The organism is Photorhabdus luminescens subsp. luminescens, from assembly GCF_001083805.1.
Classification (GTDB): Bacteria; Pseudomonadota; Gammaproteobacteria; order Enterobacterales; family Enterobacteriaceae; genus Photorhabdus; species Photorhabdus luminescens.
The window spans coordinates 128,640-148,377 of record NZ_JXSK01000002.1 but is presented as its reverse complement, the minus strand read 5'-3'; the positions used below and the strand labels follow the sequence as shown (position 1 = coordinate 148,377).

The window sequence follows — 19,738 nt, the reverse complement described above, 5'->3', positions numbered from 1 at the left end:
TAAGGAATTTATAAATAATAAAAACCAAAAATAATATTTTTTAAAGGGATTATAGTATGTTTCTAGATAAAGTTGAACCGCTTGTTATTCCACTAAATCAACAGCAAAAAGAAATTTATCTTGATCATATAAATAGAGAGGATACCGCAGCGTTCAATATAGGTGGTTATGTTGAGATTAAACAATCTATTAATATAAAGAATCTCGAATGCGCCATAAAACACACTATCCAAGAACATGCTGTGCTTCGCTGTTCAATAGTAGATAAGTATTCAATACCGCGTCATATTGATTCGGATGCGCTAAAAGATACAGTTGAATTTGCTCATATTGTTCAAGATCATCATTTTGAACTGTCTCATTTAGATCTCTCGAGTGAAGAAGGGGCGGAATCTAAGGCTTTGGCTATTATTGAACGGATATTCTCTGAGCCATTTAGATTAGCACAGGATGTGCTTTATCGAGTCGGCTTAATTCAGTTAGCTCCAAATCGTTTCTGGCTATACTTTATTTCTCATCACATCATCATTGATGGTGTCGGTTATGCTAACTGGTTTCGAAGTATTTTCGACACCTACCAGCAATTAGATCTGGGAAATAAGCCTAAAGAAAACACGGGGGAGCGGTTTCTTGATCTTGCTGCGCAACCGTTACCGGAGAATTATAGTCAGCAATTAGCAAAGGCAGCTAAATACTGGAAAGAGTTACTCCACCAATTACCAGATGTGCCTTTCCAATGCAGGAAAGAAAGTCTTGGAATTGCCGATTCAAGGAGAAATAGCAGGCTTGTATACTTTATTAAACTTGATAGATATAAGTCATTTTTAGCCAAGGCGAGTCAATGTAATTTACCAATATCGCCGCTTTTTATTACAGCGATTGCTTCTCTAGTAAACCGTATCAACCAAAGTGATGGGGTCCTCATCGGCACGCCTTTACATAATCGTACTACATCAGCTCAACGCAATATGGTTGGTTCGTTTATATCAATGCTGCCGATAATGTGCGCGCAAAATAAGCAGATGTCGGTGGCTGAATCAGTAGCAATGACAGCACGTACTATAAAAAGCGGCTATCGTTATCGCTCTTATCCTTCGAGTGCTTTATATAAGGATTTGTCTTTACGTGCTCAAGGTCGTGAACGTCTTTTTGATATTGTTTTCAACTATCAACAGATTGATTTTGATTTCAGTGCTAGTGGCTTGGATACGGAAACTAATTACCTTAGTCATGGGCGTGAAGATATTCCTCTCACCGTTATATTATGTAATTACGGTGATAAGCAAGACACTCAGCTCCAACTAGACTATCGTCATGATTATTTCTCGTCACATCAGGCTGAACATTTATTGCAAAGCATTATGACTTTGGTCGAACAAATGGTTGCACAGCCTGAAGCGTTATTAACTTCACTTGATCTGGTGAGTAAAGACGTTGAACAGGAGTTGTGGAATTTAAGTCAATCTGTTGTGACAGGGGAAAAACTTGTCTCATTAGTGCATGAGCAAATTGAGCAATATGCTGAACGGCATCCTGATGCTATTGCGATAGTGGATGGCGAACAACGAATGTCTTACGCCGCATTGAGCAATAAAGCTAATCAATTAGCCAGCTATTTAATTGAGCAGGGGGTTCGGCCTGATAGCCGTGTTGCTATTTGCTTGCCGCGATCGAGTGAGATGGTCGTGGCGATGCTGGCAACGCTGAAAGCTGGAGCTGCTTATGTTCCTATGGACCCCGATTATCCCGATGGTCGTTTGCAGTTTATGCTGACCGATGCTGAACCTGTTGTTTGCATAACAATCTCTTCCATTGCACATCGATTGGCGGCATGCAAGATCGCAACACTATTGCTCGATGATGCTCAGTTTAATCAACATTTGGCCCAGTGTTCTGCGGCGAACATATCCGCAAGCAATATTGGTTTACAGTTGGAACATCTGGCCTATGTGATTTATACCTCCGGCACAACGGGGCAGCCCAAAGGGGTGATGGTTGAACATAAGCAGTTGAGTCATTTTGTTGCGCACATTACCGAGTCTTATAGACTGACTGAACATGATAAGTTTTTGCAGTTTTCTTCGGTCAGCTTCGATATTTCTGTGGAAGAGTGTTTCGGTTCCTTATGTAACGGCGCCGCTCTGGTGTTACGAGCTGATGATATTCATTACGATTTTGATGCATTTTGGGCATTTTGCCGCCGCCATGAAATTTCGGTGACCAGTTTACCTACCGCTTTTTGGCATCAACTGGTGAATTACAGTCGTCAACCTATTGATTCTTCACTACGTTTAGTGATCTTAGGCGGAGAAATGGTTAAATCCGTTAGTGCTCGCGAATGGTTCGAACATGGTCCTGCTATCGAACTTATCAACACATACGGTCCGACTGAAACAACAGTAACCGCGTCTGCTTACTGCATGGCATCCTTGGCTGATGTAACGGCGATGATTCCCATTGGTAAAGCTAATTATGGCGCCCAACTTTATATATTAGATACGAATTTAAAAAGTGTTCCCTCAGGGTTTCAGGGGGAATTATATATTGGCGGCACAGGTGTAACACGTGGCTATCTTAATCGTGAACAAGATAGCGCGAAGTATTTTGTGGATAATCCTTTTGGTCCGGGGCGACTTTATCGCACAGGAGATATCGTACGCCAGTTGCCTGATGGTAATTTAGAATTTATTGGGCGCAATGATAATCAAGTAAAAATAAACGGTTTTCGTATTGAGCCAGAAGAAATCAGCAATCAATTAATGGATTATCCCAGTATTCATGAAGCGGTTGTCTATCCTCGACAGCTTGGTTCTGATGATCGGCTGCAATTAATTGCTTATGTTGTGGCTGAAGAAATCATCAATGTTAATGCTATTCGTCTGGCGATGAAGAGCAAACTAGCTGATTACATGTTGCCTGTTGCGGTTGTACAGCTAGAAAAATTACCACTGACACAAAACGGCAAGTTAGATTTTAGGCAATTACCACTACCACAAAAACAAGATTATAGTCAGCAGGAATTTGTTGCCCCTGAGGGCGAAGCCGAGTTGGTATTAGCACAACTGTGGCAGTCGCTATTAGCCTTGAGTAAAGTCAGCCGCCATGACAACTTTTTTGCCCTAGGTGGTCACTCTTTATTAATTATGTCATTGCGAGCAGAATTGGCTCAGCGTGGTTATCAACTGCCTATGCGTGCGATTTATCGAACCAACACGCTGGCAGAATTGGCATTACATTTATCTTGTGTCCGTCAGGATGAAGAAACGTTAATTCACCAAGAGGTAGCTGTTAATAAGCTTGCAGAGCATGTTGAACATATCACGCCTGATATGTTGGATATGGTGACTTTGAGTGAAGAAGAAATCGCAATTATTTGCCAACAAATTGAGGGCGGCGCCAGTAATATACAAGATATTTATCCATTATCACCGTTGCAGGAAGGCATTTTCTTTCACCATCGGATGAATGAAGAGCATGATACTTATATCATCCCCATTCTGATCAAGTTTGCTAATGAGCAAAAGCTGACAGCATTTCTACATACTCTTGATAAGATAGTGGCGCGTCATGATATTTTCCGCACTTCTATTCATTGGCATGATTTAACCACCTCAGTTCAGGTTGTTCATCGAACAGCTTCGGTTCCTTTACAATGGCAAACTATTGCTCCAGGTTTCTCAGCATTGGAAACTTTGGCAGAATTATCTGCGATTGAACACCACCATATGAAGCTGGATCGTGCGCCTATGATGCAAGCGATTGCAGCTAAAGACACGAAGACTGATGAGTGTTTTCTACTATTAAAGCAACATCATTTATTAAGTGATCATATTTCTGTCTTATTGCAAATTGCAGAAATGCACGCTTTGCTTGAAGATCCCAATGTGTTGTTGCCTACTCCGGTTCAATATCGTGAGTTTGTTGCTTATTCATTAAGAGTTAACCAATCCAATAGCGGCGTTGATTACTTTAAAGCTAAGCTGTCTGATGTTGCTGAAACCACCGCGCCTTTCGGGTTATTAGATGTTTATAACGACGGGTTGAAAATAGATACTGTCAGAGAATGGGTTGGTCCGCGTTTAGCGCAACAGATTATTGACTTGGCTAGTCAACACTGCATCAGTGCGGCGAATATTTTTTATTTGGCTTGGGCGTTGGTGGTTGCTAAATGCAGCGGTAAATCCGATGTTGTTTTTGGCTCCATGATGTCAGGACGGCAGCAAGCTATTCGTGGTAGCGATCGTATTCTGGGAATGTTGATCAATTTGTTGCCTATACGCATCAATTTGGCAGATTTGTCGGTAAGCGAAGCATTAAAACAGATTCATGATGAACTAATTGAATTAGCCGACTATGAGCACTTTTCTCTTTCCGAAGCATTGCGTTACAGCGCTTTGCCTGGCGGCACGCCCTTGTTTACCAGTTTGTTGAATTTCAGTCATAAAAGTGAAGTAGCTGTTGCCAACCAAAGCCATCATTTTGAAATGATAGGTACTAAAGAGTACACCAACTATCCGTTAGAAATGGGCGTTGAGCAACTCGATCATGATTTCATAATGCAAGTTCATGTTGAGTCACAAGTCGGGGCGGATAATGTTCTGACTTATATGAGAACAGCATTGGAGGTTATTATTCATGCGTTGGGTCAAGCTCCGCAAACACCATTACTGACATTATCTATAACGCCTATTAGCGAACAACAGCGGATTATTAACCAATTCAATAGCCCTGTAGTTGCTTATGATAAAACAGTGGCGATTCATCAACGCTTTGAACATCAGGTAGCAAAAACACCTGCGGCCATTGCTGCTGTATGTGATACCCATCGCATCACTTATGCTGAACTTAATCAGTGCGCTAATCAACTGGCTCACTACTTGATAGAACAAGGAGTGGTACGCAATCATATTGTTGCTATCTATGCCGAACGTTCCATTGAGTTTGTCATTGCCATACTTGGCATTATGAAAGCCGGCGCTGCTTACGTTCCTTTGGACCCCACTAATCCACCTGAGCGTTTGTCGTATATGTTGGCTGACTCTGGGGTTAATGTGGTTTTAACTCAAAGCCATTTAAATGGGTTAATTTTCAATAATCAGAAACGTTTTCGGTTGGATGTGGACTGGCCTTCATTGGGTCATTACCCAAATACGAACCCGGAGGTTGAGTGTTATCCTGATGATCTGGCTTATATGATTTATACTTCCGGTTCTACTGGCAAACCTAAAGGCGCGTTGGTGCACCACGCCGGGGCTTTGAATCATATTGATGCCGAATTTGATGTTCTTGGTTTTATGGGGCGTCATAACCAACTGTTATCACGTAATTTTCTACAAAGTGCCGCTTCTTCTTCCGATGTATCTGTGTGGCAATTTCTGGCGCCTTTGCTAAGTGGAGGCAAAACAGTCATTCTGCCTGATGCGATGGATTTGCCTGAATATGTTCGCGTGTTGCAAGACGAACAAATTCATCTGATTCAAACCGCTCCGTCAGTATTGAAAATATTGTTAGAACACTTGCTGAGTCAGGGTGAGGTAGCAACGCCATTACCGAATCTGAAATGGTTAATGATTATTGCTGAACCTTGTCCGGTGCCTTTGGTTAATCGCTGGTTGCAATATTACCCTGAGATTCCGGTGATGAATGGTTACGGACCTAGCGAAGCATCGGACGATATCACCTATTTTATTATTGACGAACCGCTAGAAGAGCGCGTTAAAAATATTCCTGTAGGCAAGCCGTTACCAAACCTAACCATGTATGTTCTGGATCAACATATGCAAATTTTGCCGACTAATGTTATTGGCGAATTGTGCGTGTCTGGTGTTGGTGTGGGCAAAGGTTATTGGAATAAACCTGAAAAAACGGCAGAAAGTTTTAAAGATAACCCTTTCCTCACAATGAACGGGCATGGGACCCGACTTTATCGCACTGGCGATTTAGGTTATTGGGACGCCAATGGCAATCTGGAACTTGTTGGGCGGATTGATAATCAGGTAAAAGTTCGAGGTTTTCGTGTTGAACTGGGGGAAATTGAGTCGGCTTTGGTGAAGTTACCCCAAGTGGCGGAAGCAGCGGTACTCGTTCATAAAGATAGAGCGGGTGAAAATTGTCTGGTCGCTTATCTGGTATTAACGGCAAATGTTGCTCAGCTCGAGCAGATTATTAATAACGTTAGGCAGGGACTAAGCCATCACTTACCGGATTATATGATCCCCGGCTACTATGAAATTCTGGATAAGATGCCATTGAATGCGGCGGATAAAATTAATCGCCATGCATTGCCGAAACCTTGTTTAGTCAATCATCACGTTGAGTGGGTTGAACCTGCTAATAAGATCGAGCAAGCATTAGCCGGTATTTGGCAATCAGTACTCAATGTTGACCGGGTCGGTCGAAACGACAACTTTTTCCACCTCGGAGGCCACTCTTTATTGGTCATTCGGGTAATTTCTAAAATACGTGCCGAACTTGGACGGGAAATTGCTGTTAGAGCTATTTTTGATCATCCAACGCTGGCCGAACTTGCGGTTATGCTTGAACAGCGGACGGCGACGACAGTTGATTCGATCCCCAAACAGCCACGAACCGGTGAGTTACTGCCGCTGTCATTTGCTCAAGAACGTTTGTGGATTCTTAGCCAAATTGACCAAAATAGTGCGGAATACAATATGCCCATTGCATTTGCTGTTGAGGGCGAATTTGATGTTGGCGTAGCTGAATTAGCACTCAATCAAATCATTGAGCGTCATGAAATATTACGTACGGTCTACATTAAGCAAGACGGCAAGCCGTTCCAGAAAATTCTATCTGGAAGAAATCTGACGCTTAATTATATTGATTTAACCTGTATGCCTAAGGAGCAACAAAGTCAGCATGTAGCTGAATTAATGGAAGAAGACGCTAGACGAATCTTTGATCTAAGCCGCGATTTAATGATTCGCGCCACCTTTATTCAGCGTCAAGTCAATAATGGCGTATTGTTATTTAATGCTCATCATATTGCGTCTGACGGCTGGTCTGAGGATATTCTTACCCATGAGTTTGTTGTTCGTTATGATGCTTTACGCAATGGGAACAAGGTCGAAATAAAGGAACTTGACATTCAATATGCTGATTTTGCAGTTTGGCAACGTGACAGGTTGCAAAGTGAGTATTTAGCGTCGCAGATCAGCTATTGGAAGCGGCAATTGGATGAGATACCACCAGTACACGGTTTGCCGCTGGACAGACCGAGGCCGAAGGTAAGGCAACATCAAGGCGCCGTGGTGACAGGCTCATTGCAGGAGGACACTACGCAAGCACTGGTCAGTTTGGCCAGACAACATCAACTGACTCCGTTCATGCTATTCCATGCTGCGTTGGCATTATTATTATCTCGTCACAGCAACAGCGATGACATTGTGATAGGCACGCCAGTGGCGAACCGTTTGCAGGCAGAGCTGGAAACGCTGATTGGCTTCTTTGTTAACACCTTGATACTAAGAGTAGATACTAAGCACGCTATGCTTAGTGATTACCTTTCTCATGTCAAACAGGTGCATCTGGATGCTCAGGCCAATCAAGACGTGCCGTTTGAACAACTGGTTGAACGGTTACAAGTAACAAGGAGTACAGCATATACGCCATTGTTCCAAATCATGTTGACGACCGATACAGATTATGGACTGAATAGCGACGTTGGAGAGGTTGCCTTCAACCTGCCGGGAATGAAGCTGAATTCAATCGCTCCGAACCATATCCAAACCAAGTTTGATCTCAATATTGACCTGAGTATTAGTGAGCATAGATTGCATTTGCATTGGGTCTATGACACCAGTTTGTTCAGCCATGAACATATTGAGCAGCTCAATGATCACCTGTCACGTTTACTGATAGGACTGGCCGAAGCGACGAAGGCAAATGACTATACACGGGTTTCACTTGCCAGTTTGCCGATGTTGTCAAATGTGGAGATCGCGTACCTGCGGCATACGCTCAATGATACCTATGTAGAATATCCAAAGGACAAGTGTATCCACGAGCTGTTTGAACAACAGGCCGAAGCAAATCCTGATAACGTTGCGCTGGAGTGCGGTGATAACCAATTGACTTACAGGCAGCTCAATGAAAAATCCAACCAGTTGGCGCACTATCTGTTGGAACGCCACGCTATTGAGCCGGGTACGCTAGTGGGTTTATGCGTGGAGCGTTCACTGGAGATGGTAATCGGCATTTTGGCGATCCTCAAGGCGGGAGGCGCGTATGTGCCGCTGGACCCAAGATATCCTCAAGAACGTCTGGGTTACATGTTGGAAGATGCGCAGCTTGAGGTGGTGCTGATCCAGTCGCACCTGGAGCAGGTACTGCCAGACTTCAACGGTCATCGGGTGATATTAGATAATCTTGGCAGTACGAATAGTCAAATCAGCACGGCATACAGCCACTATCCTACGACTAATCTGGATAAGCATTCATTGGCGTTGACCGCCGGTCATCTGGCTTATGTGATTTACACCTCAGGATCGACGGGTAAACCTAAAGGGGTGATGATTGAGCATAGAAATACAATTGCCATGCTCAGTTGGGCTCAATCGCAGTATACCAAGGAGGACATTGCTTGTGTTCTCATGTCAACGTCTCTGAACTTTGATTTATCAATATTTGAACTATTTTTACCTTTAGTTTCGGGTACGCGGGTGTGTGTTGTTGAGGACATTCTGGTTCTACATCAAAGCATTGGCTGCCAGGTGACTCTGATAAATACGGTACCTTCTGCAATGAACTCTCTGGTTGAACAAAATGCGATACCGGAGGGGACTCGGGTTATTAATTTGGCCGGCGAGGCTTTATCTGCAAATTTGGTCAATGAGATATATGAGAAAAATCAAGATGTAACAGTTTATAACTTATATGGACCGTCAGAGGATACGACATATTCTACTTGGGCGAAATTGGATTCTTCCGTGCACACCACACCGACTATTGGCAGGATCATTAGCAATAGTCAGGCTTATATTTTGGATAAAGAGCAACAACTTGTGCCTTACGGTTCTACGGGGGAGCTTTATGTCGGCGGCGCAGGCTTAGCCCGCGGTTATATCAACCGTCCTGAGCTAACGAAGGAACGCTTCGTTGCCAATCCGTTTCATGATCCAGCCAATACTGATAGCAGTGAGCGTTTGTACAAAACCGGCGATTTGGTGCGCTACCTGCCAGACGGCAATCTGGAGTTTGTTGGTCGTATTGATGATCAGGTGAAAATCCGTGGTTTCAGAATAGAACTGGGTGAGATTGAGTATCAACTCAATCAGCAGGCAGGGGTGAACTCGTCTCTGGTGCTGGTTAAGACAACCTTGGCAGGCGACAAACAACTGGTTGCCTATATCAAACTGGTGTCGGATAAGCTGACGAATGAGAGGGCGAGTGCAGAATGGCAGCAGGCTCAAACTCGGTTTATTCAGGGTATCAAATCTGCATTAGCTAAATCCTTGCCGGACTACATGATACCGTCAGTTATGGTTGTGGTTGAAGAATGGCCGTTGACGCCTAATGGCAAGATTGACCGCAAGATGCTGCCTGAACCTAATCCAGAGCATGATAAAAGCGATAGTTTTATTGAACCAGTTGGTGAAACGGAAATCTCTTTGGCGGCAATTTGGCAAAGAGTACTGAATGTCAAACAAATATCGCGCAACGATAACTTTTTTGCACTAGGCGGTCACTCATTATTGGCAATCAAATTAGTCACGGAAATCAATGCTGCATTTGTCATTGAGCTTGGTGCTATGCAGGTTTTCCAGACACCTCTCTTGCATGAACTTGCAGAATTAATCTGCAACCAGCAATTACAAGGGCAAATCCAAAGTGAGCTTGAAACAGCAGGTGAAGAGGGGTGGTTATGATGGACATGTTGAAATTAGTTAAAGACGCTTATGAGCAGGGTGTATTGCTATTCAGTAAAGAGGGTAAGTTAGGGTTTAAGTTAAAAGGCGCTCACTTCCCCGATGAACTAAAGGCCAAAATTAAAGTACACAAAGCTGAGCTGATCGATTTTCTCGATAAAGGCAGAGTCGATATCCCTGGCAATGAAATGGTGATTGAACCGGCTCTTCGAACTCAAGAGTTGCCTCTAAGTTCTTCACAGCAACGGATCTGGTTTATCGAACAGTTTGGCGGTGGGAGCACCGCCTACAACATGGTGTCAGCCTATACGGTAAGCGGTAAATTTGAATTGGCGGCAGCGAATCTGGCCCTGCAAACCATTATCGATCGACACGAAGCGCTGCGTACGGTTTACCACAGCGATGAAAATGGAACTTGGCAGGTTATCAAACCGGAGTGGTCATTCGAGATAGCCCAATCAGATATCCATGATATAGACGAAGCCGAGCAGGAGGCATGGGTTGAGCAGGCTATTCTGGATGAAATGACCTACCGATTTGATTTGGCATCGGGTGTGATGGTGCGTTGTCGTTATATCAGCACCTCAATGGAGCAGGGCGTGCTGTTATTTAACATGCATCATATTGCTTCCGATGGCTGGTCGATGGGGATATTGGTTAAAGAGTTTGTGAACTTGTATCAGGCTTATCGCCAAGGTCGGGCTAACCCGTTACCGGCTCTGGAGATTCAGTATGCCGATTATGCGGTCTGGCAGCGTAGCCCAGAGAGAGAAACTCAGTTAGCGGCAGGGTTAGCCTATTGGCAGCAACAGTTATCAGATTTACCTCCAGTACATGGGATGCCTTTGGATTACGGGCGACCAACCCATCAAACCAGTCATGGCAGCAGTTATGAATTTAGCCTGGACAATGAGGTTAGCAAAGGGTTGCAGCAACTGGCGTTGGCACAGGGTTGCACTCTTTTTATGGTATTGCATGCGGCGTTTACGGTACTGCTCAGTCGTCACAGCGGACAACGAGATATTGTAGTGGGAACCCCGGTAGCTAACCGTTTGCAGGCATCATTAACGCCGTTGATAGGCTGTTTTATGAATACGCTGGTGTTGCGCAGCGAGTGTGAGCTGGAACAATCGTTCATCAATTATCTAGGTTCGGTCCGGGAGATAAACCTGACTGCCTTGCGGCACCAAAATGTCCCGTTTGAGTTATTAGTGGAGCGGTTGCAGCCGGAACGCAGCACCAGTTATTCACCGTTATTCCAAATCATGTTTTCTATGAATACGAATGACCGTGTGGAATTGCGACTGGAAGGGGTAAGTTTGCGGCCGCGGCTGGAACAGACTCGCAATGCGATGTATGAATTGACGTTAGAGGCCCAGCAAACAGAGGAAGGTCTGACTTTTAGTTTCGAGTACAACACGGATTTGTTTGCAGAGGAGACAATAAAGCGGCTGGCAGCGCGTTTTACGACTTTGCTAATAGGCATAGTGGCTTCTCCGTCCGAAAAGCTTGGCGATTTAACTCTGTTGCCGCCGGAAGAGCAGGATTACCTGCTGCACAGTTTGAACCAAACAGCGGTAGAGTATGACCGTAGCCAATGTATCCATGAGCGGCTAGAAGAATTTGCTGAACAAACGCCGGATGCCGTTGCATTGATCTTTGATGACCAACAGTTGACTTATGCGCAACTTAATGCCAGAGCTAATCAGTTAGCACATCAATTAAGAGCGCAGGGCGTTTCAACGGGTGGACGAGTTGCTGTGTTGTTGCAGAGAGGCATCGACATGGTTACAGCACTATTGGCAGTGATGAAAGCCGGGGCTGCGTATATTCCGGTTGATCCCAGCTTTCCTGCCGATAGAGTGCGGTATATGCTGAACGATGCAGAGCCGCAATGTATTATAAGTAACCGTATTATAAGTAGCCGTATTATAAGTAACCGCGAATGCGCATCAGGATTAGTCGATTTTGCGGAATTAACCTGCTTACTGGATCACATTGATCTTAGCCAATCACCCGCCACCAATATTTCTAAACAGTCGATCGGTTTAGCCGCATCTGCTCCGGCTTACGTGATTTACACTTCGGGTTCTACAGGCAAGCCCAAAGGTGTGATGGTCAGCCACTCTGCGGTTAATAACTTCTTGATCTCAATGCAAGATAACTTGCAGTGTATGGCGCAGGACAATGTTTTAGCCATCACCACTATTTCCTTTGATATCGCCGTGTTAGAGCTTTATCTGCCTTGGTTGTCTGGCGCCGCTTGTGTATTGGCGGCGCAGCAAGACGTGACTGATCCCGCCAGACTGGTTGCACTACTCGAACAACATAACATTTCGCTGTTACAAGCCACGCCAACAACTTGGAATATGTTGCTTGAATCAGGCTGGCAGGGGCGCTCGTCGTTAAAAATGATCAGTGGCGGCGAGACCTTGCCATTAGCGACAGCAACGGCGTTATTGAGCAAAGGTAACGCTCTCTGGAATATGTACGGACCGACGGAAACCACGGTTTGGTCAACCATTGCGAAACTGGACGCGCAACTACTTGAGCAGCAACTTGTTACTATCGGGTTACCGTTAAACAACACCACAATTTATTTACTGGATGAACAATTAAAACCGGTGCCTTTTGGGGCGGTGGGAGAGCTATACATTGGTGGTGATGGGCTTGCTGACGGCTATTTCAAACGTGAAGATCTGACTGCTGAGCGATTCATTAACCTGACATTTTCTGACGGTTTAACCGCCAGGGTTTATAAAACGGGTGATCTTGCTCGTTACACTACAGAAGGTTCACTTGTGTATTTGGGCAGAAATGATTACCAAGTGAAATTACGGGGCCACCGAATTGAACTTGGCGAAATTGAACAGGTTATCAACCTGTTTCCACAAATAACCCGTTCTGTTGTGGTTGCGCTAAACGATAGGCAAACACAACAGTATCTAGCGGGTTATGTGGTCGCCGAGCAACAAATTGATATTGATGCGCTACGTCAACACCTTGAGCAGAAGTTGCCTGCTTATATGTTACCACGAGCAATTATTCAGCTCGAAACATTGCCGCTTACGCTAAATAACAAGATTGATCGCAAAGCGCTGCCAACACCGCAAGACAGTGATATTGCTGTTAAAGCCAGTGCGCCGCCCATCAACGAGAAAGAAGAAATACTGGCAGCTATTTGGTGCGAAATGCTAGGTATTGAGCAAATAGGCCGGGATGACAACTTTTTTATGGTTGGAGGCCACTCATTAATTGCGACTAAGGTGATCACAAAGATTAATGAGCAGTTTCAATGCAGTTTACAGGTAAGAGATATCTTTGAAGCTGCAACAGTGGCTCTTCTTGCAGAGAAAGTGCCTTATGCAGCGTCGGATAAGCATTATCAAACAATTCCTATTTTTGAACGCAAGACAAATTTATTACCGCAATCTTATGCTCAACAACGAATCTGGTTTATCGAGCAGTTTGGCGGTGATAGCACCGCCTACAACATGGTGTCAGCTTATACGGTAAGCGGTAAATTTGAACTGTCGGCAGCGAATCTGGCCCTGCAAACCATCATCGATCGACACGAAGTGCTGCGTACGGTTTACCACAGCGATGAAAATGGCACCTGGCAGGTTATCAAGCCGGAGTGGTCGTTTGAGATAGCTCAATCGGATATCAGTGACATCGGCAAAGCCGGGCAAGAGGCGTGGATTGAACAGGCTATTCAGCATGAAATGACCTACCGATTTGATTTGGCACAGGATGTGATGGTGCGTTGTCGCTACATCATCACTTCAACGGAGCAGGGCGTGTTGTTATTTAACATGCATCATATTGCTTCTGATGGCTGGTCAATGGGGGTACTGGTTAAGGAACTTGTGAGCTTGTACCAAGCTTATCGTCAAGGTCGGGCTAACCCGTTACCGGCTCTGGAGATTCAGTATGCTGATTATGCGGTCTGGCAACACAGCGCAGAAGGAGAATCTCAGTTAGCGGCAGGGTTAGAATATTGGCAGCAACAATTGTCGGATTTACCCCCAGTACACGGGTTGCCTCTGGATTACGGGCGGCCAGCCAACCAAACCAGTCATGGCCGCAGTTATGCATTTAGTTTGGACAATGAGGTTAGCAAAGGGTTGCAGCAACTGGCGCTGACACAAGGGTGCACTCTTTTTATGGTGTTGCATGCGGCGTTTACGGTACTGCTCAGTCGTCACAGCGGGCAACGAGATATTGTGGTGGGAACCCCGATAGCGAACCGTTTGCAGACATCATTAACGCCGTTGATCGGCTGTTTTATCAATACGCTGGTATTGCGCAGCGAATGTGAGCTAGAGCAATCGTTTATCGATTACCTGAGATCGATCCGGGAGGTAAACCTGGCTGCCCAGCGACATCAAAATGTCCCGTTTGAGTTATTAGTAGAGCGGTTGCAACCGGAGCGTAGCACCCGTTATTCACCGTTGTTCCAAATCATGTTTTCTATGAATACGAATGACAGTGTGGAGCTGCAATTGGAAGGGGTAAGTTTGCGGCCGAGGCCGGAACAGACCCGCAATGCGATGTATGAATTGACACTGGATGCCAGCCAGACAGAGGAAGGCCTGACTTTTAGTTTCGAGTACAACACGGATTTGTTTGCAGAGCAGACAATAAAACGGCTGGTGGTACGTTTTACCACCTTATTGATGAGCATTGTGGCTTCTCCGTCCGAAAAGCTTGGCGATTTGGCTCTGTTACCGTTGGAAGAGCAAGATTACCTGTTGCACGGTTTGAACCAGACAGCGGTAGAGTATGACCGTAGCCAATGTATCCATGAGCGGATAGAAAAGTTTGCCGAGCAAACGCCGGATGCCATTGCGCTGGTCTTTGGCGACCAGCAGTTGACTTATGCGCAACTTAATGCCAGAGCCAATCAGTTGGCGCATTATCTGGTTGTTCAGGGCGCCAAACCGGATTCAATGATTGCGATATGTATTGAGCGAAGTATTGACATGATCGTGTCGGTACTTGCCATCTTGAAATCGGGTAGTGCCTATTTGCCTCTCGATCCTGCGTACCCGCAAGAGAGGCTTGCTTATATTATTGATGATGCACAGCCTTTGATGGTGATAACCAACAGCCATAACAGCAAGTTATTGCCTGAAAATAGTCCATTGAGCATTGATGTGACTACCACCTCGTTTGCAGGATTCCCAACCGATAATCTTTCCGCCGCTGAACTGGGTTTGTGTTCTACCCACTTGGCCTATGTTCTTTATACCTCGGGTTCTACGGGCATGCCGAAAGGTGTGATGATTGAACATCAGGCATTAGTGAATCTGGTGGTGGGTCTTGCAGATGCCTATCTTTATTCAAAACAGGATCGGGTACTGCAATTTGCCGCCCTCAGTTTTGATATGTCTATTGAAGAAATATTTGGCGCCCTTGGCAATGGCGGCACGTTGGTCTTACGTGGCGAAGATTGGCTGATAGATGTCGCCGCTTTCTGGCAAAGGTGCCGGGAATACCAGATCAGTGCGGTGAATTTGCCAACCACGTTTTGGCACGAAGTGGTAAGTGAAGATACGGTCTTAGTACCTGAGCATATTCGCCAAATTAGTGTCGGCGGCGAGCAGATTAAGCCGGATAAAGTGGCTGCATGGTATCAGCGACCGGGGCATTTACCCCGTTTAGTCAATGCCTATGGGCCAACCGAATACACGGTCAATACTTGCATTGCCTACGATTTTCAGGGAGACGCCCTAAGTATTGGGCGCCCAATTCAAAATACGGCCATCTTCTTGTTGGACAAAAACCAACAGCTTGTGCCTTTTGGCGCTGTTGGTGAAATTTGTGTCGCGGGTGACGGTGTTGCGCGGGGCTATATCAACAAACAGCAATTAACCCGTGAACGATTTATTGATAATCCTTTTGTCAGCCGCTATCCAAAGCTCTATCGAACTGGCGACTTGGGGCGTTATTCACTGGCAGGGGATATTCAATATTACGGGCGTGATGACCATCAGGTTAAGATCCGTGGATTCCGTATTGAGTTAGGGGAGATAGAAACAAGGCTGCGTAGCTTGCCTGCCATTCGTGACGCGGTTGTCATTGCTCGAGAGGATGAATCGGCTCACAAGTATCTGGCGGCCTATATCACTCTTGATGGTCAGCAGAAAATTGCTGAGATTCGACACCTATTAAGTCAGCAGTTACCGAGCTATATGGTCCCTTCGGCGTTTGTGGCGCTAGAGGAGATACCGCTTACTGCCAACCGTAAAGTAGATCGTAAAGCGCTGCCTAAACCAGATTTTGTTGCTCAGGGGGAAATTGAATATATCGCGCCAGCCACTGAACAGGAGACCCTGCTAGCTGAAATTTGGCGAACACTGTTTGGATTGGCGCAAGTCAGTGCTGTTGCCAACTTCTTTGAGTTGGGCGGACACTCGTTGTTGAGCATGAAGATGCTATCCCATATTAAAAAGCATGGTTATCGATTGGATATTCGGGCCTTGTTTGAGTACCCGAAATTACGGGATATGGCGAAACAACTTTACGATCCACTACAGGCAACCGAACAGGGATCACCGCTGTTAACAGCCCATGAAGCATTGGAAAGTCTGGTTTCCCTGTCGGAAACTGAGCGGGCTTTGATCGTCTCTCAGTCGCCGGGAGGTGAGCAAAATATTGTTGGCATTTATCCTTTGGCGCCATTACAGGAAGGGATCTTATTCCATCACATGATGTGTGAGAAATCTGACCTTTATGTTACTCCGATGCTGTATTCATTTCCGTCAAACACCGAGATGGAAAGCTTTATTGGAGCATTGGATAAAATAGTACAGCGACATGATGCGCTGCGAACCGGAATTTTTTGGCAAGGTATTGATGAACCGGTGCAGGTTATCTACAAAGAGGCGCCATTACCGGTGGTTGACATCGATTTGAGGGATGATGTTGATATCCAGCAGCAGTTAGCGCAGTTTATGGAACCATCACAACAATGGATGGATGTTACTCAGGCGCCGTTGGTCAGGGTAACCCGGTTTATCGACCGCCAGCAAAAGCAGCGCTATGTTATGGTGCAGGAGCATCACCTGATAAGTGATCATGTGTCATTGGAGATTATTCAAGAAGAATTTCTGGCTATCTTGACCGGTGATGAAAAGTCACTACCAGAAGCTTTGAGTTATCGGGAGTTTGTCTTAAACGCCATCAGCCAAACCGATACAAAAGCGGCGCAACAGTTTTTTACCGAGCAATTGGCTGGGGTTGATGAAATCACGGCGCCTTTTGGGATCACAAGTGGAATGGTTAATAATAACGTATTCACTGAAATCCAAATTGGATTGCCTGCGGATTTATCCGCAGAGGTTCGTCGCACTTCTTCTGCATGGCAGATAAGTCCAGCGCTTATTTTTCACATGGCATGGGCATTGGTTCTGGCGAAAACCAGCGGTACTAAAGATGTCATATTCGGTACGGTATTATCTGGTCGCTTGCAGGGTGTTGATAATATTGAGCGAGTCGTTGGTTTATTCATCAATACCTTGCCGCTGCGTGTTGATTTGAGTCAGTTGAGCGTGGCTCAATTAATGCAGGAAATGCAACAGAAACTGGTTAGCTTGCTGCAATTTGAGCAAGTACCGACTGCGATTGCTGAACAGTGTAGCAAACTGGCGGGTTCTAGCAGTTTATTCGACAGTATTTTGAATTACCGTCACTCCGAAGTAAGTGGCGAGACAAGTGAGCTTAACCAACTTTGGCAAAAAACCGGCATTGAGTTGGTCGATGTAAGAGAACGTACCAATTACCCGATTACCCTATCGATTGACGATTTCGGGGATGATTTTTCTGTTGCTGCTCAAATCGACAGTCGATTTGATGCTGAACGCTTGGTGGAATATCTCATCAATGCTAGCAGACAACTTGTTACTGCTTTGCAAAATCAGGTACAGGTTGCCGCATTGTCGCTCGACATCCTTGATGCTGAGGAACGGGCGTTCCTGTTGCATTCGTTAAATCAAACGGTATTACCGTATGACAACTCACAAACTCTGATTGGGAGATTCGAAGCCCAAGTTAAGGCGACTCCCGATGAGATTGCGTTGAATTTTGCTGGCGAGACCATGACGTACTGTGAGTTAAATCAGCGATCTAATCAACTTGCTCAGTATCTCCTGAACAAGGGAGCGAAAGTAAATACTCCCGTCGTGATGTTCATTGAACGTTCCTTTGAGATGGTCATCACTGTTATCGCCATCTTAAAAACGGGCGCCGGTTATGTGCCGCTGGATACCTCATTACCGACAGAACGCTTAAACATCATTCTTAGTGATCTGTCTGATGAGATCTTAGTAACGATGTGCTCCTTGAGTGATAGGTTTGCGGTAAAACGCCAGAAAATGGTGTTATTGGATGATCCTGGCACAGTAGAGATACTGGACAAACAACCAATCAGTAATTTGGCTATCGAATACTCCTTGGATTACCTCGGTTACGTGCTCTATACCTCAGGTTCAACGGGTAAGCCTAAGGCGATTGAAATGCCACAGCGGGCGCTGAGCAATTTATTACAAGGTATTAGCCAGCTTGAACCAGCGCTTACGGGGCCGAACCGTTGGTTACAGTTCTCATCAATTGGTTTTGATCTCAGTTTTGAAGACATATTCATGCCGCTGTTGTCCGGGGGTTCACTACAACTTATTGATAAATCGACTCAGTTGGATATTCGGCTATTAGCGAAGCAAATCCAGCAGGTGCAACTTCAAATCCTGAACTTACCTTATGCCGTATTGCAGAACCTGGCTGAGTATAGCGGTGTTAATGGGCTACAGTTCCCCGAATTAAGGGTTATTGTTTCGAGCGCTGAAAGGCTCAAAATCACGGCGGCTATCAGACAATTTTTCACGACACATAGTCAATGTAAGTTAGTGAACCACTATGGCCCGGCAGAAACCCATGTCGTCACGTCTAACACATTACAGGGAGAACCTGCTTCATGGCCTGATTTGCCGACGATTGGCCGATCATTGCCTAACGTGGCCTGTTATATTTTGGATGAGTACTTGCAGCCTGTCCCGATGGGAGCCATCGGCGAGCTATATTTAGCTGGGGACTGTTTATCAAGAGGCTATTATCAGCAGCCTCAGCTTACCGCAGAGCGGTATCTTGATTGTGATTGGGTGCTTGGGAAACGAGTATATCGAACTGGGGACTTAGCCAGCTTTCATCAAAACGGTGAGATCAACTACTTTGGCCGCAACGACCATCTGGTCAAGATCCGTGGGTTCAGAATTGAACTCGGTGATATCGAAGCTCAATTAAGTAAGTTCGATGGCATAACCGGAGCCGTAGTCATTGCGATTGATACAGAAGCAGGCGATAAGCAGCTTATCGCTTATTTTGTCGCGGCTAATTCATTGGATTTATCTGAAATTAAAGCCTATTTATCGGCTAGCTTACCTGATTACATGTTGCCATCTGCGTATGTGCAGATGGCGGCTTTTCCGCTGAATACCAATGGCAAAGTGGATCGCAGCCGACTTCCACAGCCTGGAGCAGATAACTTTGTCAAAGCCAAATACATCGCGCCAGTGACTGAACTGGAACAAAGTGTTGCGAAAATTTGGCAGGGGTTATTGCAACAAGACAGGGTAAGCATGGCCGACAACTTTTTTGATTTAGGTGGTCATTCCTTATTAGCGATGAAGCTAATTTCTCGAATTGAACAGGCATTTTCCGTTGGCGTGCCAATTGCGATGGTGTTTGAAAGATCAAGATTAGAGCAGTTATGTGATTGGCTTGAAAAAGAAATGGTTATTCAACGTAACAAGTCAGTTGGGGCTGTAGTGGAAGAATATGAGGTAACCGAGTGGTGA

General features: G+C 45.3%; 2 protein-coding genes. Both read left to right on the top strand.

Features of this window, described 5'->3' with window-relative positions; all coding sequences use genetic code 11:
• Positions 1–56 precede the first annotated feature (56 nt).
• Positions 57–9,884 carry a non-ribosomal peptide synthetase gene (locus tag TI10_RS05555; protein ID WP_049582293.1) on the top strand — a complete coding sequence of 3,276 codons (9,828 nt, stop codon included), beginning with the start codon at positions 57–59 and terminating at the stop codon, positions 9,882–9,884.
• The gene (locus TI10_RS05550; protein WP_049582292.1) at positions 9,881–19,738 is read left to right on the top strand and encodes a non-ribosomal peptide synthetase; all 9,858 of its coding nucleotides are present in this window, start codon (positions 9,881–9,883) and stop codon (positions 19,736–19,738) included. Before TI10_RS05555 ends, TI10_RS05550 begins: the two co-directional genes overlap by 4 nt.